The organism is Polaribacter sp. R2A056_3_33 (assembly GCF_019278485.1).
Lineage (GTDB): Bacteria > Bacteroidota > Bacteroidia > Flavobacteriales > Flavobacteriaceae > Polaribacter.
In genome coordinates, this window is the sequence record NZ_CP058984.1 from 3,067,778 (window position 1) to 3,087,532 (window position 19,755).

Annotated in this window: 20 protein-coding genes; 13 read left to right on the forward strand and 7 right to left on the reverse strand. The window is 29.7% G+C overall.

The window, feature by feature from the left end; genetic code table 11:
- Positions 1-279: 279 nt before the first annotated feature.
- The gene (locus H0I29_RS12875; RefSeq protein WP_218752664.1) at positions 280-957 is read right to left on the reverse strand and encodes a peptidylprolyl isomerase; all 678 of its coding nucleotides are present in this window, start codon (positions 955-957) and stop codon (positions 280-282) included.
- A 122-nt stretch (positions 958-1,079) separates the two neighbouring features.
- Between H0I29_RS12875 and idi the strand changes: the two genes are divergently transcribed.
- The 7 genes from idi (at position 1,080) to H0I29_RS12910 (ending at position 4,702) form a co-directional block, all read left to right on the forward strand.
- Complete coding sequence (gene idi, locus H0I29_RS12880) at positions 1,080-1,598, forward strand: isopentenyl-diphosphate Delta-isomerase (RefSeq protein ID WP_218752666.1); 519 nt, start codon at positions 1,080-1,082, stop codon at positions 1,596-1,598.
- Positions 1,591-2,004: a 6-carboxytetrahydropterin synthase gene (locus H0I29_RS12885; protein WP_218752668.1), complete on the forward strand. Its 414-nt coding sequence runs from the start codon at positions 1,591-1,593 to the stop codon at positions 2,002-2,004. Before idi ends, H0I29_RS12885 begins: the two co-directional genes overlap by 8 nt.
- A gap of 31 nt (positions 2,005-2,035) precedes the next feature.
- On the forward strand, positions 2,036-2,767 hold the full coding sequence (kdsB, locus tag H0I29_RS12890) for a 3-deoxy-manno-octulosonate cytidylyltransferase (RefSeq protein WP_218752670.1): 732 nt from the start codon (positions 2,036-2,038) through the stop codon (positions 2,765-2,767).
- A gap of 3 nt (positions 2,768-2,770) precedes the next feature.
- Positions 2,771-3,469: an HAD family hydrolase gene (locus H0I29_RS12895; RefSeq protein WP_218752672.1), complete on the forward strand. Its 699-nt coding sequence runs from the start codon at positions 2,771-2,773 to the stop codon at positions 3,467-3,469.
- Entirely contained in the window at positions 3,466-4,092 is a 627-nt protein-coding gene (locus H0I29_RS12900; RefSeq protein WP_218733072.1) for a chloramphenicol acetyltransferase, read from the forward strand. Before H0I29_RS12895 ends, H0I29_RS12900 begins: the two co-directional genes overlap by 4 nt.
- Before the next feature lie 28 nt (positions 4,093-4,120).
- A complete protein-coding gene (locus tag H0I29_RS12905; protein WP_165730272.1) occupies positions 4,121-4,381 on the forward strand; it encodes a hypothetical protein in 261 nt (86 codons plus the stop codon).
- A gap of 126 nt (positions 4,382-4,507) precedes the next feature.
- Positions 4,508-4,702, forward strand: coding sequence for a hypothetical protein (locus tag H0I29_RS12910; RefSeq protein WP_165730274.1), 195 nt, complete (start codon positions 4,508-4,510; stop codon positions 4,700-4,702).
- A gap of 37 nt (positions 4,703-4,739) precedes the next feature.
- On the opposite strand, the gene H0I29_RS12915 is transcribed toward H0I29_RS12910, so the two are convergent.
- From H0I29_RS12915 to H0I29_RS12930, 4 genes are read right to left on the reverse strand one after another with little or no spacing between them, the layout of a single operon-like run.
- A complete protein-coding gene (locus tag H0I29_RS12915) occupies positions 4,740-5,198 on the reverse strand; it encodes a sensor of ECF-type sigma factor (protein ID WP_218733073.1) in 459 nt (152 codons plus the stop codon).
- Between the two features lie 10 nt (positions 5,199-5,208).
- Positions 5,209-5,748 carry a hypothetical protein gene (locus H0I29_RS12920; protein WP_218733074.1) on the reverse strand — a complete coding sequence of 180 codons (540 nt, stop codon included), beginning with the start codon at positions 5,746-5,748 and terminating at the stop codon, positions 5,209-5,211.
- A gap of 33 nt (positions 5,749-5,781) precedes the next feature.
- Positions 5,782-6,330, reverse strand: a complete 549-nt coding sequence (locus H0I29_RS12925) for an RNA polymerase sigma factor (protein WP_218733075.1) — start codon at positions 6,328-6,330, stop codon at positions 5,782-5,784.
- 51 nt (positions 6,331-6,381) lie between these two features.
- Positions 6,382-7,830, reverse strand: a complete 1,449-nt coding sequence (locus H0I29_RS12930; protein ID WP_218733076.1) for a TonB-dependent receptor — start codon at positions 7,828-7,830, stop codon at positions 6,382-6,384.
- Between the two features lie 79 nt (positions 7,831-7,909).
- Between H0I29_RS12930 and H0I29_RS12935 the strand changes: the two genes are divergently transcribed.
- The 5 genes from H0I29_RS12935 to H0I29_RS12955 all read left to right on the forward strand — a co-directional run bounded on the left by H0I29_RS12935 (position 7,910) and on the right by H0I29_RS12955 (position 12,004).
- Complete coding sequence (locus H0I29_RS12935; protein ID WP_218752673.1) at positions 7,910-8,692, forward strand: MBL fold metallo-hydrolase; 783 nt, start codon at positions 7,910-7,912, stop codon at positions 8,690-8,692.
- 104 nt (positions 8,693-8,796) lie between these two features.
- Positions 8,797-9,150 carry a hypothetical protein gene (locus H0I29_RS12940; RefSeq protein WP_218752674.1) on the forward strand — a complete coding sequence of 118 codons (354 nt, stop codon included), beginning with the start codon at positions 8,797-8,799 and terminating at the stop codon, positions 9,148-9,150.
- Between the two features lie 9 nt (positions 9,151-9,159).
- Positions 9,160-9,960 (forward strand): cell envelope biogenesis protein OmpA, encoded by an 801-nt coding sequence (locus tag H0I29_RS12945; protein WP_218752675.1) that lies wholly within the window; start codon positions 9,160-9,162, stop codon positions 9,958-9,960.
- 17 nt (positions 9,961-9,977) lie between these two features.
- Positions 9,978-10,463 (forward strand): Rab family GTPase, encoded by a 486-nt coding sequence (locus H0I29_RS12950; protein WP_218752676.1) that lies wholly within the window; start codon positions 9,978-9,980, stop codon positions 10,461-10,463.
- A 5-nt stretch (positions 10,464-10,468) separates the two neighbouring features.
- Entirely contained in the window at positions 10,469-12,004 is a 1,536-nt protein-coding gene (locus H0I29_RS12955) for an ATP-binding protein (RefSeq protein WP_218752677.1), read from the forward strand.
- A gap of 44 nt (positions 12,005-12,048) precedes the next feature.
- On the opposite strand, the gene H0I29_RS12960 is transcribed toward H0I29_RS12955, so the two are convergent.
- Both H0I29_RS12960 and tsaD read right to left on the reverse strand, forming a co-directional pair.
- The gene (locus H0I29_RS12960) at positions 12,049-13,905 is read right to left on the reverse strand and encodes an LTA synthase family protein (protein WP_254712627.1); all 1,857 of its coding nucleotides are present in this window, start codon (positions 13,903-13,905) and stop codon (positions 12,049-12,051) included.
- Between the two features lie 49 nt (positions 13,906-13,954).
- On the reverse strand, positions 13,955-14,986 hold the full coding sequence (gene tsaD, locus H0I29_RS12965) for a tRNA (adenosine(37)-N6)-threonylcarbamoyltransferase complex transferase subunit TsaD (RefSeq protein ID WP_218752678.1): 1,032 nt from the start codon (positions 14,984-14,986) through the stop codon (positions 13,955-13,957).
- A 239-nt stretch (positions 14,987-15,225) separates the two neighbouring features.
- Between tsaD and H0I29_RS12970 the strand changes: the two genes are divergently transcribed.
- Entirely contained in the window at positions 15,226-19,611 is a 4,386-nt protein-coding gene (locus tag H0I29_RS12970) for a translocation/assembly module TamB domain-containing protein (protein ID WP_254712628.1), read from the forward strand.
- Positions 19,612-19,755 lie beyond the last annotated feature (144 nt).

Consider the following 19,755-nt stretch of genomic DNA (forward strand, 5'->3'; position numbering starts at 1 on the left):
GCTAAGGATTCAACTCCCTTAGGTTTGTTTCTAAATGAAAAATATTTGTTTTAGAACCATGTCTAGTATCCTTGACAAAAGGCTGTTGATTGGTGATAAAAAGAAAAAAAAGATACTTGTTTTACAGTTTTTTTTTGCTTTTTCTTTTAACAGACAAAACACTCAAAAATAGTTATTTGAGTAAGTTTTGTTTCTTGTGTCTTTTAGTGTAGCGGTCTTATGTCTTTTTAATAGACATTAATAGTGTGATTTCTTAACAAATTTCTGTGAAATAACTCTTTATTCTATAATTTCGATGTGCATTTTTACATCATCAACAGGCCATTCATCTACGCCAACTTCAACTTTAGACATTTTTGTCATGGTATCAAAACCAGAAATAACTTCGCCAAAAACAGTATGTTCATTATCTAAATGATGAGCACCTCTCTTACTCTGAACGATATAAAACTCAAAAGGACTTGATAATTTATTAGGATTATTGTCCCATTGTCTGGCAGCAGCCAATGCACCATATTTATGTTTTCTGTTATTTCTAAATTCCGGTTCTAACAGATAGTTCCCGTATTTTCTTCGTTCTCTTTGGGTGTACATTTCATCAGAATTACCACCTTGTAACACAAAGTTTTTAGCAATTCTATAAAAAACAGTGGTGTTAAAATATTTTATTTTGGTTAAGAAGATAAAATTTGCTCTATGAATAGGCACATCCTCAAATAAACGCAATTTTATTTTGCCAAAATCGGTTGTAATTTCTACAATGGTTTCTGGGTTTTGTTTGCCGAATTCGGTTAAAAAAGCCTCTGTGTTTTCACTATTTAGACTATCCCAAGCTTTTACAACCTTCTCTTCTAGTTTATTTTTATTGGTTTGTTTTTCTACAGGTTTCTTTTCATCTTTACATTGATAAAATGCAATTATGGCAACTATAAAAAGGGCTTTTAGGAAAATTTTCATAAAACAAATTAGATGTTAAGAATTACAAATATATGTTATCAATATAAAAGAATAGAAAACTCTTATGGGTTTTGTAATTATTTTATGATTTAATACTCGTTGATTTTCTTATTTTTGCGAATATGGAAGAACAAGTAGTTTTAGTAGATGAAAAAGACAATCCGATTGGATTGATGGCAAAAATGGAAGCACATGAAAAAGCATTATTGCATAGAGCTTTCTCAGTTTTTGTTTTTAATGATAAAGGAGAGTTAATGCTGCAACAAAGAGCTGCACATAAATATCATTCGCCTTTATTATGGACAAATACCTGTTGTTCTCATCAAAGAGATGGAGAAACAAACTTAGCTGCAGGTAAAAGAAGATTAATGGAAGAAATGGGGTTTGTTACGGAAATAAAAGAAGTTTTTTCGTTTATGTACAAAGCACCTTTTGATAATGGTTTAACAGAGCATGAGTTTGATCATGTGATGGTTGGTTATTATAACGATGCTCCAAAAATAAATAAAGAAGAAGTAGAAGCTTATAAGTGGATGACTTTACTTGATGTTAAAAAAGACATGGAGAACAATCCAAATGAATATACAGAGTGGTTTAAAATTATTTTTGATAAATCTTTTGAAAAATTAAAAAATGCCTAAAGTAAAAGTTTATAGAAGAGCACATTTTAATGCGGCACACAGACTGTTTAATTCAGAGTGGTCGGATGAGAAAAATGCAGAAGTATTTGGTAAATGCAGCAACCCAAATTACCATGGTCATAATTATGAAATGATTGTGGCATTGTTTGGTGAAGTAGATCCTATTACTGGTTTTGTATATGATTTAGGGGTGCTAAGAGAATTGATTAAAGTAGAAATAGAAGAGCCTTTTGATCATAAAAATTTAAATATTGAAGTTCCAGAATTTAAAAACTTAAATCCAACGGCAGAAAACATCTCAATAATTATTTATAACAAATTAAGAGCTCACATACCAGCAAACTTAGAAATAGAAGTAACTTTATACGAAACACGAAGAAACTTTGTGCGTTATTCTGGAGAGTAATCACTTTACAAGTACCTTTTAAATATAATTTATGAAAATAATTGCCATGATTCCTGCACGATATAGTGCATCTCGTTTCCCAGGAAAGTTAATGAAAGATTTAGGAGGGAAACCTGTTATTTTAAGAACGTATGAAGCCGCATTGCATACCAATTTATTTGATGATGTTTTTATTGTAACAGATTCTGATATTATTTTTGAAACCATAGAAAAAGCAGGCGGAAAAGCAATTATGAGTACCAAAGAACACGAATGTGGTTCTGATAGAATTGCCGAAGCAGTAGAAAATATTGAAGCAGATATTGTAATTAATGTTCAGGGAGATGAACCTTTTATTGATGAGGTTTCATTATCTAAATTAATTGATGTCTTTAAAAAAGACGATAAAAAAGAGATAGATTTAGCTTCTTTAAAAGTACAAATTACCAATAAAGAAGATATAGAAAACCCTAATAATGTTAAGGTAATTACCGATGTAGATAATTTGGCAATTTATTTTTCTAGAAGTGTAATTCCGTTTCATAGAGATAAAGACATTGCTGTTAAGTATTATAAACATAAAGGCGTGTATGCTTTTAGAAAGCAAGCATTAATAGATTTTTACAATACGCCAATGACACCATTGGAAGCTGCAGAAAAAATAGAAGCCATTAGATACCAGGAAATTGGTAAAAAGATTAAAATGGTAGAAACGGATGTAGAAGCTGTAGGCATAGACACTCCGGAAGATTTAGAAAAAGCTATTCAATTTTTAAAATTATAAATCATGAAAATAAGTAACAACATAAAGGTAATTGCTTTTGATGCGGATGATACTTTGTGGGTAAACGAAACTTATTTTAGAGATGCAGAACATCAATTTGCAAAATTATTAGCAAAGTACGAGACCGAAAATAAAATAGACCAAGAGCTTTTTAAGAAAGAAATTAAAAACTTAGTATATTATGGTTATGGTGTAAAAGGTTTTATTTTATCGATGGTAGAATGTGCTTTAGAGCTTTCTAATTATAACGTGAATCAAAAAACAATAGCCGCAATTTTAGAAATCGGTAAAGAGATGTTAGATAAACCTATAGAGTTGCTAGATGGAGTAGAAGAGGTGTTGCAATCGCTTCAAGGAAAATATAAGTTAATTGTTGCTACCAAAGGAGATTTGTTAGATCAAGAAAGAAAGCTAGAGAAATCTAATTTGCTAAAATATTTTCATCACATAGAAGTGATGAGTGATAAGAAGGCGAAAGATTATAAGAAATTAATAAAGCACTTAGATATCAAGCCATCAGAATTTTTAATGATTGGCAATTCGTTAAAATCAGATGTTTTACCATTAGTTGCTTTAGGAGCATCTGCAATTCATGTTCCGTTTCATACCACTTGGGTTCATGAAGAAGTGAGTGATCAAGAAAAATCTGATTCAGAGTACAAAACAGTTACTAACATTAAAGATATCGTTCCCTTTTTATGAAGTATTTAAATATTGAAAACTGGAATAGGAAACAACATTACGAACATTTTAGAAATTTAGAAGATCCTTTTTTTGGAGTAACGGTTAATGTTGATGTTACTACGTTATACAAAAGGTCAAAATTGGAAAAAAAATCGTTCTTTGCCATGTATTTGCATGCTTGTTTGGTAGCGTTAAACAGCATAGAGAATTTTAAATACAGAATACAAGAAGATAAAGTTTTTATTTGCGATACGATTCATGCTTCGGCAACCATTGCAAGAGAAGACCATACTTTTGGGTTTTCTTTTATTCATTATGCAGAAGATTTAGAAATATTCAATAAGAACTTTTTAGAGGAGAAAGAACGAATTTTAAATTCTACAGATTTATTTCCTCCAATAGTATCAGATAGTTGTATTTATTGTTCGGCTTTGCCTTGGTTTACATTTACGAGTCAAAAAGAACCTGTTTCTGGAGTTAAAAATGAAAGTATACCAAAGTTATCTTTTGGTAAAACTTATCAAGAAAACGATAGAATAATGATGCCTGTAGCTATTGCTGCAAACCATGCATTAGTAGACGGATATCATATTGGTTTATTTTTTGAAGAATATCAGAAACAATTAGATAAAAACACCTAACTTTGCAAAATTAAATTTTAAAGAAGTTATGGCAAGTATAAAAAACTTAAAAAAAGATATCAATTACGTTTTAGGTGATGTTATCGAATATGCATTAGATGTTTCAATCTTAAAAAATGCACCAGAAAAGGGAGAAGCGATTATTGATGAAGCTATCGAAACTTTTGACACTTTAGTTGCTAAAGTTAACAACAGTAAGGTAGAAAACAAAAAAGCGCACTTTAAAGCAATCAACCTAGAATTAGAAGAAAAAGCGAAAGGATTAGTTGAAAAGATTAATACATTATAATCTTAACAATTTTTTAAGCATAATTTAAGACCATCATTTATAAAATGATGGTTTTTTTCGTTACTTTTGGTAAAGCTACTATAACGATTTAGTAGTTGTGTTTATTGTCTAATTTAATTAATAGAAATGGCTAGAGCAATGTTTGAGTACACTAAAACCGTACTAAAAAAGGTAAGTTTTAATTCAGATTTGTTTTGTAAAGAACTAGAAAAGGCCTTAAGTCGATTGTTACCTTATGAAGTAGATGAGCTAACGATTTGGTTAAGACAGTTTACTTCTAATAAACCAGAATTATATTCTTGCATGGCATTAATTAAGTAACAAAAAAAAAGGAAGCATTTAGCTTCCTTTTTTTTGTTTAATTTTTAGATTCTGATCTCCTATGTTTGTATTTACTCATTAGTTTTCTGCCAAACTCCATTTCTGCTAACTGTAGTTTAACAATCTTTTTATAAGAAATTACTTTTTTTACGTTATTTATAAAATCATTTTGAGATTCATAAATTTTTTGATCTGTGTCTAGTTTTAAAGCTATTAATTTTTCTGCCTCTTTTTCAGAAACCGAGTTAATATCTCCTTCTATCATAGCTCTTTTAATTTCTGACCTTAGTATGTTTCTTAAACTATACTGTTCTTTACTATAGGTGTTGTAAATAGGCCAAAACTTTTCAGCTTCGCTAGGAGATAAATTTAATTGTTCTGTTAAATAAGATATTTTTAGAGCTTTAATTTTCTCTTTACTTCCTTGCTTATCTTGAGCAGACAAGGTAAGAGTACAAAAAAGGGTAATGCAAATAAGGGTTATAATTTTTTTCATATTCTTAATTTTAGTTTATTTCATTTAAAAATGAAGTGTTGTCTATAGAATTTATATAATCTTCAATGTTTTCATCTTCTAAAGATGAAAAATAAAAGTCACTCTCTTCTAAAAGGTCATTTTCTAATACAATAGCAATGTCATTAGTATGTATAGTAGCAGAATTTAACCAAAACTCCATGTCATCATCAGATAATGAATCTATGGTTAGTTCTTCTGTCTTGTTAAACTCAAAAGAATTTAAACCGATAAATAAAATGATTGATGCTGCAGCAGCAATAGGAATTATTTTTAAAATTCTTTCTTTAAAAGAAATAACTTTAGCTTCTTTTTTCGGCTCTGAAACTTTAGATAGAATATTATCTTCTAAATCTTTAAAGTAGTTATCTGGTGTTGTAAAACCATTTTCTTTAGTCAGATTCTCTTCTGCTAATTTTGTATCAATAGCATCTTCAATTGTATCAAAATAGTTTTTAGGAAGCGAAAAACTATTTTTCTTTCCTAATATTGAGTTTAAATACTCTTCGCTATTTTTAATCTTGTTTTCCATGATACTCTTTAGACCTTTTATTTATAGAAAGGTTTAATTGGTTTCTTTTTTTATATAAAGTTCAATTTTCTTAACTGCGTGAAAATAAGAAGCTTTTAAAGCTCCAACAGAGGTTTCTAAAATTTCAGACATTTGATCATATTTTATTTCATCAAAATATTTCATGTTAAAAACAAGTTGTTGCTTTTGTGGTAATGTTGCAACTGCTTTTTGTAAAATAATTTGAATTTCATCACCTGTATAAAAATCATCACTCGCTAGAGTAGATGCTAATTCTTGTTGGTAATCAGTAATGTCTAAACTTCGTTTTTTAGCTCTTTTGTTTATAAAAGTGATAGATTCATTGGTTGCAATTCTGTACATCCAAGAAAATAACTTACTCTCTTGGTTAAACTTATCTATATTTTTAAAAACCTTAATAAACGTATTTTGTAAAACATCATCTGCATCATCATGAGAAATCACAATTTTACGGATATGCCAATACAAGCGTTCTTTATAGAGAGTTATAAGCTCTCTAAATGCTTTGTCTTTAGTCTGAACATTTTTTAATTGTTCTATTAAAATAGTTTCGTCTGTCAACTATAATAGTTTATAAAGTTTAGACTTAAATAGTAATAAAAGGTTTAATGCTTATTTTCTCACTCTTGTTCTAGAGTAACCAAAAAGTCTTTTTTGCTTTATAGTATCAGAAATTCCTTCAGGTAACATTTCTTCCCAACCTTTTTCTCCGTTTAAAATCATTTTTAAGATAGTACGAGAAAAAATATCTAAGATATCTTTGTCAAAATCATCAATATTAACCAGTTTTCCGTTGTTTTTAAAGAACTTGTATAGTTCTTTCATTCTTGGGTGAACCTTAAGTTTTTCTATTGTAATGTACTCGTCAGATTTCGTATCATGATAAGGATAGGTATATACTTTTAAGTCTCTGTAAAATAATTTACCAAAAGCTTCTAAGATTCCTCCACTTAAATTACGGTAATATTTCTCATCAAAAAGTTCTATAAGATTTTGACCTCCCATGGTTAAGCCCATTCTTTCTTTGGTAAATTCACTAAAATATTCTACCAATTTAAAGTACTGTTGAAAGCTTGTAATCATTACATTTTGTCCTAGAGAGCAAAGTAATTCTGCCCTGTCTAAGAAATCTCTTTCATTAATTTTACCTTCAGAAGTTAGGTTACTTAGGGTAATCTCGAAAATTACTTGAGTTTTACTTTCTTCTACTTTATTTTCTGATAAAAATATTTTTTTAGACTTTTCATACATGTCCATATTTACCTTAGTAACAGGTCTAAAACTTCCACGTAAAGCTAAAATGTTTTTCTTATATAAAACTTGTGCTGGTAATAAGTTATTTCCGTCGGGGCCGAACATAACGGCATTTGTCATACCATTTTTCAGCAATTGTAAACTCATTAAACGGTTGTCTACATACATAAAACGAGGTCCAGCAAAATTAATCATATCAATTTCTAACTGGTCATTGCTTAAGTTGTCGTAAAAAGATTTTACTAAATCTTTAGGATTATCATTCAGATAAAAAGCACCATAAATTAGATTTACACCTAAAATACCTAAGGTTTCTTGCTGTAAACGAGCATCCGTTTCTTTAAAACGTAAGTGTAAAACAATTTCATTGTAGCCCTCTAAAGGATCTAGTTGAAAACGAATTCCTACCCAACCGTGTCCTTTAAATTGTTTTGCAAAATCTATAGTAGTTACTGTGTTGGCGTAACTAAAGAATAATTTATCTGGATGTTTTTGTCTGCTTAATCGATCTTCCATTAAATCGATTTCGTGACCTAACATTTTTTTTAAACGCGGCTGTGTTACATAACGATTGTCTTCTTCCACGCCATAAATAGCATCAGAAAAATCTTTATCATAAGCACTCATTGCTTTTGCTATTGTTCCTGAAGCAGCTCCAGATCTAAAAAAGTTACGAGCAGTTTCTTGTCCTGCGCCAATCTCAGCAAAAGTTCCGTAAATATCTCTATTTAAATTAATTCTTAGCGCTTTGCTTTTAATTGTAGGAACACTACTAATCTCTTGATCTCCTTTTAAAGATATTGCCATATAATGCTATTTTTTAAGGTTGAAACAAATGTACTAAAATAGAAGGCTATCAGTCAATTTTTATGTTATTTTTGTTGGAATGAACTTTACTAAGAAACAACTGAATATTACTTTTTTAGGAACAGGTACTTCACAGGGAATTCCGATGATTGCTAGTAACGACCCTGTTTGTTTGTCTAAAAACTTAAAAGACAAGCGTTTGCGGTCTTCTGTTTTAATCTCTTGGGACCATGTTTCTTATACTATAGATTGCGGTTTAGACTTTAGACAGCAAATGTTAAGAGAGAATGTACAATCTTTAAATGGTGTCTTTTTTACGCATGAACATGCAGATCATATTGGTGGTTTAGATGATTTAAGAGCTTTTTGTTATCAAATCGGGGAAATGCCAATTTATTTATTGGAAAGAACCTTACTAAGTTTAGAAAAAAGATTTGATTATATTTTTAGTGTAGAAAACAGGTATCCTGGTGCGCCGAGTGTATTGCCAAAGTTGGTAGATAAAACAAGTTTTAATGTAGAAGGAGTAGAGGTAACGCCTATAGAAGTTTTGCATGGAAAATTACCTATTGTTGCATATAGGTTTGGAGATTTTGCCTATTTAACTGATGTGAAAACGATTTCTGATGAAGAGAAATTGAAATTGAAAGATTTAGATGTTTTGGTAATAAACGCATTAAGAATAGAAGAGCATCCTACTCACTTTAACTTACAAGAAGCCTTAGATTTTATTGCAGAAATAAAACCTAAAAAAGCCTACTTAACGCATATTAGTCATAAACTAGGTTTTCATGATGCGGTATCTGAAATGTTACCAAAAAACGTATTTTTAGCCTATGATGGTTTAAAAATAACAGTTTAAGATTATAAAGACTCTTTTTTGATGTATATTTGTTAGGAGTGCCTAATTTTTACCACTCATTAAGAACAATAACTATTACTTATAGTAACCAACTTTTAGTATAAATGGAAAAAAATTCAGAAAATAAACAACCTGTAGTTGAAAGTCATAAAATTGATGATAGAATTGCAGCGGTAAGAGACTTGATTTTTGGAGAAAACATGCAGCAATACAGTACCGAATTTGCTGATGTTTACGACCAGATAAAAACATTAAAGGATCAAACTAATAAAAACCTATCTGAGTCTGTTACAAACCTAGAAAATAAATTAGCGGATCTAGAAAGTTTAATGGAACACAAGTTTCAAGACTTGAATGATGATCTAGATAAAAGATTAGCTGATTTAGATGATGAAAAAGCAGACAGAAAAAAATTAGGTAAAGCTTTAGAGAAAATTGCATTGATGTTGCAAGAATAGATGAAAAAAATGCCTGCAGATAACAATAAAGACAATCGTTTTGAGTTGCTCAGAGACCTTTTATTAGCTGATGATAGAGAGAAATTTGATTCTCTTAGTGAAGAAATTATCCTTAGAGAAAAATTGTCTAAAAGAGTTGCTCCTCTTGTAGATGAAAAAATTACGGACTTACGTAATAATTTTTCAAGAGATTTTGGAGGCACCATTACAGAAACGATAAAAGTTCAAATAAGAGACTCTCAAGATGAAGTTGTAGAAGCCTTATACCCAATTATGGGTAAAATGGTTAAGAAATTTATTGTTGCAGAAATTACTAAATTATCAGACAGTATTAATGAAACTGTTAAAGAAAAATTCTCTATTCAACAAATTCTAAAAAGATTTTTTAAAGGAAAAAGAAATGATGCTGGTATTGTTTTAGAAGGGGTTTTTGAATTTGTTATAGAAGAAGTTTTTATCATAGAAAAAGAATCTGGTTTACTTTCTGGAAATTATTCTAGAGGAAATATTGCAGATAAAGATATGATTTCGGGCATGTTAACAGCTATTAAGTCTTTTGCTGAAGATGCCTTTTCTAAAGAAGGTCAGGATTTAGAAAATATAAAGTTTGAAACTTTTCAGCTTTCTATAAAAAACTTTAAAACTATTTATATTGCCATTGCAACTTCTGGTGTTATTACAGAAGAGCATGCAGAAGAATTGTCTGACAATATAAATAACTTATCAGAAATTATTTTAAGAGATCGTTCTTATTTATCGGATGAAGAGCGTTTGAATAATTTAATTTTAAACGAATTAATTAAAGAGTAAATAATTATTCAGAATTTATGATTGCAAAAAAAGTACTACTCGTTGGTAATTTTGGTGTTGGTAAAACATCATTAATTAGACGGTTTGTTTTAAATGAGTTTTCTGAAGATTACGTTAGTACAATTGGAGTTAGAGTGAGTAAAAAAATAGTGGAATATAAAAATGAAACTATTAAATTGATGATTTGGGATGTTGCAGGTACAAGTGGCAATGATAAAATACCCAAAGCTTATTTTTTAGGGTCTAATGCGGCAATGTTTGTGTTTGATGTAAGCAGAGAGGAAACCTATTTAACTATAGACGAGAATCTAAATATGGTTAAAGAATTATCTGGTTTGCAAAACATAACAGTGGTTGGTAACAAAAAAGATTTACTTTCTGCAGAAGAATTAGAAAATGTAGTACAGAAAGTTTCTGTACATATAGATTTAATTACCAGTGCCAAAGAAGATGAAAATGTTGAAGATGCTTTTATGAAATTAACTACATTAGCTTTAAAATAATACTATTGATACCTGCAAAAATAGATGATGTTTTTATACAATTAACTACCGATTTTTCGGGGGGTATTACAAACATTGATGCAGGGAGTTTTGCTAAAACTGCATTTACAATTCAAGATTCTATTTACGATTCTTGCCCTTTCTTAGAGGGAACTTTAGAAGCTTTACCGTTAAATAATCCCTTTTTATTAGAAGGAATGGTTATTGTATCTGAAGGTAGAGAATATAATATAGATTTAGAACTTTTTAAAGAGGATGCTCAAATCACTATTTTAATACATAATAGAAGCAATGTATATAAATATGTAAGTGAGTTAAATCAAAATAGAAATGATATTTTCTTTATCAAAAGGGAACTTGCAGAGAAAAATATCGAATTAGAAAAGCTACGAAAACTTGCAGATAAAGCGAACGAAGAGAAATCTCGTTTTTTAGCAATGATGAGTCATGAAATTAGGAATCCATTGAACTCAATTCTTGGATATTCTGAAATGATTTCATCAGAAAATTTGAATAAGAAAGTTACCGAGTACATTAAAAACTTATCATACTCAGGGAAAAACTTAAAGGTTATAGTAGATGATATTTTAGATTTATCACGTATAGAAGCTGGTAAATTAGTTTTGGTAAATGAAGAAATTTCTATTGTAGAAACTATTCAGAATTGCAAAAATGATTTTCAGCATATTCATACCAATAAAAATGTAGAATTAGTTTTTTTAGCATCAGAAAAACTGCCGGAAATTGTTTTAGGAGATGCTGTAAGAATTCAACAGATATTATCAAATTTAATTAGCAACGCTATTAAGTTTACCAATAAAGGGAAAGTTGTTATAAGTTTAAAAGTGTCTTTTGAAACAGAAAGTAAGGTTGCCATAATCTTTGAAGTTACAGATTCTGGTAGAGGGATGAGCGAGTCTCAACGTTTAAAAATATTTGAAGAATACCAACAAAACGAATTAAATGACCATAGAGTTTATGGTGGTGCTGGTTTAGGATTGGCTATTGTAAAACGTTTGGTAGAAGCTATGAATGGTAATATTTCTGTAAAAAGTGAATTAAATAAAGGAGCTTCCTTTTTTGTTGAAATTCCTTTTGAAAAAAAGTCAAAATTAAAGAAGCAGGTAATAATTCCAGAAAAGGGTAATAATAAAAATATCGATTTAGAAGGAAAAAATATTTTAGTGGCTGATGATGATCTTATGAATCAAACAATAGTTGCGCATATTTTGAAAAAGGAAAAAGTGAATGTAACCATTGTAAATGATGGCTTAGAGGCACTTTCTAAAATTGAAAATGAAGTTTTTGATGTTGTTTTATTAGATATCAACATGCCAAATATGACTGGTGAAGAATTGATGAAAAAGAAAGCGACTACTACAAACGTCAATTCTAGAACCCCTTTTTTAGCATTAACAGCCAATACTTCTACGGAGGATATTGAAAGGTATTCTATCTTAGGTTTTTCTGGAGTTATATCTAAACCTTATACTATTGTTGATTTTATAGCGAAAATTAGAAATGTTTTTATTCATCAATAATTGATGAAACAAAAGAAACTTTAGTGTAAGCTCTATTTAGTAACTTAATCACGCTCTAAAAAATCTTGAAAAGCTTCTTGAGAAATAGATTTTCCTAAAGAGTCTAATTTTGCAGCTTCCGTACCTTCTTCTAAAATTGCTTTCTTACTGACATGATCAAATAGATAAAGTCCATTTTTAGTAAGTGTGCCAAATCCTTTGTTAAAGATATAATGTGCGTATTGTTTATCGGAAGTATTAAAAATGTTTTTACTAAATTTAAAATCAGAATTATCACCATTTAGTAAGTCTAGAAGTGTGTAAGATAAATCTACCTGACTAGCAATATTGTCTATTTCAATTCCCTTTTTGTTTAGAGCACCACCTAACCACAACATAGGTATTTGAAATTTTATGGGCGCATTAAAGGTGCCTTTATGTTCCGGAGAACGGTGCCCATGATCTGCAATAATAACGATTAAGGTGTTTTTGTACCAAGGCTGTTGTTTTGCAAAATTAATAAATGTACCAATGGTTTTATCTGTATAGGCATGCGCGCTTCTAAACTTATTTTCTTCAGTATCTTTTCCGAATTTATAGGTGTCAGGGAATTCGTATGGCTCGTGGCTTGTAAGTGTTAACGCTATTTTAAAGAAAGGTTCGTTTTGTTTTTTAGACAAATCGTCTGCTAAACGTTTCATAAACACGTGATCGTGCGCTCCCCATTTAGAATTCCAATCTTTTACATCAAAATCATTACCATCTACAAAATCGGTAATTCCTGAATTTCTTAAATAGGTATTCATGTTACCAAAGTTTAAATCGCCACCATAATAAAACGAAGTATGATAGCCTAAATCGATCATTTTTTTAGGTAACATTGGTAGGTTTCTACTTTTATTTGGCATTTTCATAATGCTCTGCGATGGTTGGGGATAGTACCCACTTAAAATAGCAGGAATCCCTTTGTCTGTTCTATCTCCGTTCGCGTAGTAATTGGTGAATAAAATACCTTCTTTAGAGAGCTTGTTTAGATTTTCTGTTACATTTGGCTCACCTCCTAAAGACCCTACAACTTTTGCTGTTAAACTTTCCCAGATAATAAAGATTACGTTGGGTTTTGTGGTGTTTAAAATGCTATCAGTATCAGCTGTTAAAAGTTGAGATCTTCTTTTCTTGATGGTGTTTTTTGCTATTTCACTATCAAAAAATTTGTAAGGGTTTTTACCATCTGGTTTATGTGTAAGTGCGTTAAAAAAGTTCCAAGCATAATTTATGGATGCGTGGTTTGCAAACATATTACTAGAGAAATAAACATTACTTTGGTTAACAGGTATGGTTTGTAAACCGCCTCTTACTGGTATAATTAATGCCGCTGTTATTAAGAAAAATAGTACAGCTTGTAACCAAAAGCCTTCTTCTACCTTTGCTATTTTCTTTGAAATAATGTTGTTGAACCATTTTATAAAGATGAAAGAAGTTGCAATCCAAAATAGGGTTCCGGTTATCTTTTGAAAAGTAGAAACAGAAGCAATCATAATTTCTGGAGTATTTAAATACTTTAGTAAAGCAGTATCTAAGCGCGTTCCCCAAGATTGATATAAGCTGGCATCTATAATTAGTAATAAACTTAAAATAATAATCATAATACCCGAATACCATTTTATAATTGTTCCAATTATTTTTGAATTGATAAAAACAGAAAAAATGATGATTAAAAACGGAATAAAACATAAATATGCGGCAAAAGAACTGTCTAATCGTACACCGTAAAGAAATGTTTTTAGTGTCGTTAAAAAGTCTAACTCTTTTGTTTTATCAAGATAAAAAAGAAGGAAAAATAATCGTGCAAACGCAAAATATCCTATCCATAATAGAAAATAATAAATATTGAATAGAAATCTGTTTTTTAATGTTTTCAAGGAGTGGAAATTCAGTTTGTTAATTATGTTTATTTTATCTAAAAAGTTTCTAAGAATTCTCAGTAACTTTTAAACGCGCTTTTGCAGTTACAGAAACATCAGAATAATCGTTGTTTAAGTATTTTAAATAACCAGTAATAGCAATCATTGCAGCATTATCTGTTGTATATTCAAATTTAGGTACGTAGGTTGTCCATCCAAAATGTTTTTCTGCTAACTGTAAGCGATGTCTAATTTCTGAATTTGCAGAAACTCCGCCAGCAATAGCAATATGTTTAATGCCTGTTTGTTTTACCGCATTTTTTAATTTATCCATTAAAATCTCTACAATTGTATATTGTATAGAAGCACAAATGTCATCTAAATTTTCTTCAATAAAATTCGGATTTATTCTTACTTGTTTCTGAATAAAATATAAAATCCCCGTTTTTAATCCGCTAAAACTAAAATCTAAATCACCTACTTTAGGTTTTGTAAATGGAAAAGCTTTCGGATTTCCTAGTTTTGCATGCTTGTCTATTAAAGGACCACCAGGATAAGGAAGACCTAAAATTTTAGCAGATTTATCAAAAGCTTCACCAACAGCATCGTCAATGGTTTCGCCTAAAACTTCCATTTCAAAATGATTGGTAACTTTTACAATTTGTGTATGTCCGCCACTAATAGTTAAACATATAAAAGGAAAAGGAGGCATTTTACTATTCTCATCCTCAATAAAATGAGATAAAATATGAGCCTGCATATGGTTTACATCTATTAAAGGTATTTGTAAACCTAAGGCTAAAGATTTTGCAAAAGAAGTACCTACAAGTAAAGACCCCATTAAACCAGGACCCCTTGTAAATGCAATTGCAGATAAATTTTCTTTAGTTATATTTGCTTGCTCTATAGCTTGTTGCACTACTGGAACAATGTTTTGTTGATGCGCTCTAGACGCTAATTCTGGAACAACACCACCATATTTAGAATGTATTTCTTGGTTAGCAACAACATTACTCAGCACTTTTGCGTTACAAATTACTGAGGCACTTGTGTCATCACAAGAAGATTCTATCCCTAATATATAAACCTGTTTTTTCATTAAAAATGATAATTTAAAGCAAAATTAAGGATTATTTTATGTTGTCTTCCTTTTTTAAGAATAGAAATTTAATTCTTTGTTAAATTTGCACGTTCTTTGTAGTAATTGGCAACGTTTTTGATTACTATATATCATCTTTGTTACACTCATTTTAAATAGAAAAAATTATCAAAAAAGTTGGAAAAATAATACTGAAATGGCTTGGGTACTTTGTACTCTTTTTGCTGTTCATTTTTATTTTGATTTCTTTACCTGTTGTACAAACAAAGTTAGGTAGTTATGCCACCCAAAGACTTAATGAAGATTTTAATACGAATATCTCTATAGAAAAAATAGACTTATCCCTTTTAGGGAATATTCAATTAAAAGGAGTAGATATTAAAGACCATCATCAAGATACTTTAATCTATGTTAAAAAATTATCGAGTTCCATTCTAAATGCAAAGAATTTTTTAGATAATAAAGTGAATCTTGGTAGTATTTCTTTAGACGGTGCTTATGTTTATATGAAAACCTATAAAGGAGAGAAAGATGATTCTATGGCTGTTTTTATAGATAATTTTAATGATGGTACACCAAAAGATTCTCTCTCCAAGCCTTTTATTTTAAAGTCTGATAATGTTTATGTAAGCGATTTAAATTATAAATTGATTAACGAAAATAGTAACAATCCTATTTTGTTTTCCGCAAGTAATGGTGGTGGAAACTTACAAGACTTATTAGTTTATGGACCTGATTTTTCATCGAACATCAGAGGGCTTTTTTTTGTAGATAATAGAGGTTTAGAGGTTACAAGTTTAACAACCGATTTTTCGTATTCTAGAACGGAAATGCATTTTGTAAATACATCATTACAAACTAGAGAATCAAATATTAAAGGCACCATAGCTTTTAACTACAAAAGAGAAGATTTAATAGACTTTAATAATAAGGTAGATATTATAGCAGATTTTAATAAAAGCACCATTTCTATACCAGATTTAAAGAAATATTATAAAGAGTTGTATGGAAATGATATCGTCACTTTTACTGGAGACTTTAAAGGAAGGTTAAATAATTTCTCGTTAAATAATCTTAGATTAAGTTCTAATGGAGGGATTAAAGTAATTGGGGATTTAGGTTTTGTAAATGCGGTAGATTCTGAAAAAGGTTTTATTTTTAATGGTAATTTAAGAGATGTAGCAGCTACTTATTATGACTTAAAAAGTATTTTACCTAACGTTTTGGGAAAAACACTGCCATCGGAATTTGCTAAATTTGGAAGATTTACTTTAAAAGGGCAAGTACATGTTACTTCTAAAGAAATTAAAGCCAATTTAGATTTACAATCTGAAATAGGGAATGTTGTGTCCGACTTGCAAATTTCTAATATAGACGATATTGATTATGCCGCCTACAGCGGAAAAATAGCGTTAAATACGTTTGATATTGGTGAGTTATTTAATGATCCTTTATTTGGTAATGTTTCCCTAAAGGGAGATGTAAAAGGTAGTGGTTTTAAATTAGATAATATTAATACTTCTTTTATAGGTACTGTTGCAGCGCTCAATTTTAAAAAGTATACCTATAAAAATATTGAAGCAAATGGTCAGTATCAAAATAATAAATTTGATGGAGATTTAAAGATAGATGACGTTAACTTTAAAATGAAGTTTAACGGATTGGCAGATTTGTCTACAGACATCAATAAGTTCGATTTTAAATCGAATATAGAATACCTTAATTTAAAAGAAACAAACCTTTTTACAAGAGATAGTATTGCTGTTTTAAAGGGTGATATAGAATTAGATGTAGAAGGAAACACCTTTGATGATATTACTGGAAAAGCAACTTTTACGAATATTTTATACACAAACCAAAAAGAAGAATTTAATTTTAAAGAATTTAATGTATTATCTTCTTTAAAAGATAGTATTAAAACAATAGAAGTAGTTTCTAAAGATATTGCAGAAGGATATCTTACGGGTAAATTTTCTTTTTCTGAACTGTTACCCGTTGCACAAAATGCGTTGGGTAGTGTTTATACAAACTATACACCTTTTTCTGTAGCACCAAATCAGTTTCTAGATTTTAATTTCACGATCTATAATCAAATTGTTACGGTGTTTTTTCCTGAGATTTCTATTGATAATAATACAAAGATAAAAGGTAAAATTAAAGCAGATAAAAACCAATTAAGGTTAACGTTTTCTTCGCCCAAAATAGAAGCTTATGGCAATGAGCTAAAAGATATTTTGTTAAGAACAGATAATCAAAATCCTCTTTATAATTCCCATTTAACAGCATCCGAAGTAAATACAAAATATTATAATGTTTCTAAATTAAACTTATTAAGTTTAAATCAGAATGATACCTTGTACTTTAAATCAGAATTTAAAGGAGGTAATAAAAAGAACGAAAATTTTAATCTCGATTTTTTCTATACATTTAATCCGGAAGGGAAATCTGTTGTTGGTCTCGAAAAATCATCCTTAATATTTAAAGAAAATACATGGGAGATTAACCCAGACGTATTAAATAAAAATAAAGTTACTTTCAATATCAAAGAAAATGATTTTAACTTTAGTCAGTTTAAATTTACTTCTGGCGAGCAAAAAATAGAGTTTTCTGGTAGTGTAAAAGGAGATTCTGAGAAAGTACTTTTAGCAGATTTTACAAAAGTGAAATTAGAGAGTTTTTTACCTAAGATTGATAGCCTTGCGTTAAAGGGAGTTTTGTCTGGTCATGTAGACTTTGTTCAAAGTAAAGGTGTTTACAATCCGGAAGCATTGCTTTCTATTGCAGATTTTCAAGTCAATAATTTTAAGCAAGGAGATTTATCCTTAAATGTAAAAGGAAATAATTCTTATAAAAAGTATCAAGTAGATTTATCTATAAATAATGAAAAGGTAAAAAGTATTGCAGCAACTGGTTCTTTAGATTTTTCAGAAAAACGGCCTTTAATAGATCTTGATGTTTACTTAGAAGAGTTTGGTTTAGATGCTTTTAGTCCGCTTGGTCAAGACGTTTTATCCTCTATAAGAGGTACTGCAAATGGAGATTTTTCTTTAAGAGGTTTCTTAGGGAACCCCGAAATGGAAGGAACTTTAACGCTTAAAAATGCAGGTTTAAAGTTTCCGTATCTTAATGTAGATTATGATTTTGAAGGAGAATCTATAATCAGTTTACAAGAACAGTCGTTTATTTTTGAAGAAGTAAAATTGGTAGATACCAAGCATAAAAGCCGTGGGAGGCTTATTGGTGATATAACCCATTTGAATTTTAAAAAGTGGTTTTTAAATATAGAAATAGAAAGTAATAATTTATTAGTTTTAGATACTAAAAATACAGATGAATCACTTTATTACGGATCTGCTTTTATAGATGGTACAGCTAATATTACGGGGTTAACAGATCAATTAACAATAGATATTAACGCTAAAACCATGCCTGGTACTGCATTTGTTGTTCCTTTAAAAGATATAGAAACCGTAGATAGTTATAATTTAATCCATTTTAAAACTAAGGAAACTGGAATTCAAGAAAAACAAAAAGAGGTTGCCTTAGAAGCTATTAAAGGATTGTCTTTAAACATGGATTTAGATGTAACAAGAGACGCAACGGCTCAGGTAGTTATAGATGAGGTGAATGGGAGTCAGTTAACTGGTAGCGGTAAAGGAAATTTAAGGATAGAGATAAATACACGTGGTAAATTTAACATGTTTGGCGATTATATGATAGATAGTGGTGTTTACGATTTTAAATATGGAGGTATTGTAAGTAAACCATTCTTAATACAAAAAGGAGGTACCGTTTCTTGGAGCGGAAATCCGTATGAAGCCAATTTAGATGTAACAGCAATCTATAAAGCAAAAGCCAACCCAGGAGTTTTATTGCAAAATTTTAATTCTAATAGAAAGATAGAGGTAGATCTAGTAACCAAAATTACAGGAGGTTTATTTAGTTCTAAACAAGATTTAGACATTCAATTAACAAATGTAGACCCATCGATTGCGAGTGAGTTGGAGTTTATTTTAAATGATAATAATGTAAACGAAAAAACAACACAATTTATATCATTACTTGCTTTTGGTAGTTTTGCCAACCCAGATAGAGCAGATTTTAATGCAGGTGAAACTTTTTCTAATACAGCTTCTAGTGCAGTGTCTGCAGCTTTTTCTAGTTTATTAAATAACCCTGATGGTAAATTTCAATTAGGAGTAGATTATCAACAAGGAAATAGTGGTACAGATATAGGTAGTTTATATACAGATAATCAAGTTGATGTTTCTGTAAGTACACAGTTGGGTGATAAAGTTGTTATTAACGGAAAAGTGGGAGTACCTGTTGGTACACAAACGCAATCTAGTGTAGTTGGTGAAGTAAAAGTTGAAATACTATTAAATAAAGAAGGTAATTTTAGAGGTGTTATTTTTAATAGACAAAACGAAATACAATATTCTACAGAAGAAGAAGGCTATACGCAAGGTGTAGGACTTTCTTATCAGGTTAATTTTAATACACTTTCTGGCTTGTTAAGAAAAATTAAAGGAAAGAAAAGGGTTGTTAGAGAAAATGAAACTTTCATAAAAAGAGATTCTACTCTAAGATTAAAGGATAAGTTAATAAATTTTGAAGGAAACTAATAAACTTACTATTTATTAAAATAAAAGTGATTTTTATCATTTAATTTTTTCGAGTTCATGGTTATTTTTGCGTCTGAAAAAATAATAACAAAACATTAATGTACACCATTAAAATAATTAAAAAAAAATAGCTACTTTTCACTT

What these genes read in the sequence shown, in the direction of transcription:
- H0I29_RS12940 (WP_218752674.1), top strand. Translation starts at nt 8,797, where the DNA reads ATGGAAAAAAATTCAGAAAATAAACAACCTGTAGTTGAAAGTCATAAA.
- H0I29_RS12920 (WP_218733074.1), bottom strand. Translation starts at nt 5,748, where the DNA reads ATGGAAAACAAGATTAAAAATAGCGAAGAGTATTTAAACTCAATATTA.
- H0I29_RS12875 (WP_218752664.1), bottom strand. Translation starts at nt 957, where the DNA reads ATGAAAATTTTCCTAAAAGCCCTTTTTATAGTTGCCATAATTGCATTT.
- kdsB (WP_218752670.1), top strand. Translation starts at nt 2,036, where the DNA reads ATGAAAATAATTGCCATGATTCCTGCACGATATAGTGCATCTCGTTTC.
- tsaD (WP_218752678.1), bottom strand. Translation starts at nt 14,986, where the DNA reads ATGAAAAAACAGGTTTATATATTAGGGATAGAATCTTCTTGTGATGAC.
- H0I29_RS12935 (WP_218752673.1), top strand. Translation starts at nt 7,910, where the DNA reads ATGAACTTTACTAAGAAACAACTGAATATTACTTTTTTAGGAACAGGT.
- H0I29_RS12900 (WP_218733072.1), top strand. Translation starts at nt 3,466, where the DNA reads ATGAAGTATTTAAATATTGAAAACTGGAATAGGAAACAACATTACGAA.
- H0I29_RS12905 (WP_165730272.1), top strand. Translation starts at nt 4,121, where the DNA reads ATGGCAAGTATAAAAAACTTAAAAAAAGATATCAATTACGTTTTAGGT.
- H0I29_RS12915 (WP_218733073.1), bottom strand. Translation starts at nt 5,198, where the DNA reads ATGAAAAAAATTATAACCCTTATTTGCATTACCCTTTTTTGTACTCTT.
- H0I29_RS12910 (WP_165730274.1), top strand. Translation starts at nt 4,508, where the DNA reads ATGGCTAGAGCAATGTTTGAGTACACTAAAACCGTACTAAAAAAGGTA.
- H0I29_RS12885 (WP_218752668.1), top strand. Translation starts at nt 1,591, where the DNA reads ATGCCTAAAGTAAAAGTTTATAGAAGAGCACATTTTAATGCGGCACAC.
- idi (WP_218752666.1), top strand. Translation starts at nt 1,080, where the DNA reads ATGGAAGAACAAGTAGTTTTAGTAGATGAAAAAGACAATCCGATTGGA.
- H0I29_RS12895 (WP_218752672.1), top strand. Translation starts at nt 2,771, where the DNA reads ATGAAAATAAGTAACAACATAAAGGTAATTGCTTTTGATGCGGATGAT.
- H0I29_RS12930 (WP_218733076.1), bottom strand. Translation starts at nt 7,830, where the DNA reads ATGGCAATATCTTTAAAAGGAGATCAAGAGATTAGTAGTGTTCCTACA.
- H0I29_RS12950 (WP_218752676.1), top strand. Translation starts at nt 9,978, where the DNA reads ATGATTGCAAAAAAAGTACTACTCGTTGGTAATTTTGGTGTTGGTAAA.
- H0I29_RS12945 (WP_218752675.1), top strand. Translation starts at nt 9,160, where the DNA reads ATGCCTGCAGATAACAATAAAGACAATCGTTTTGAGTTGCTCAGAGAC.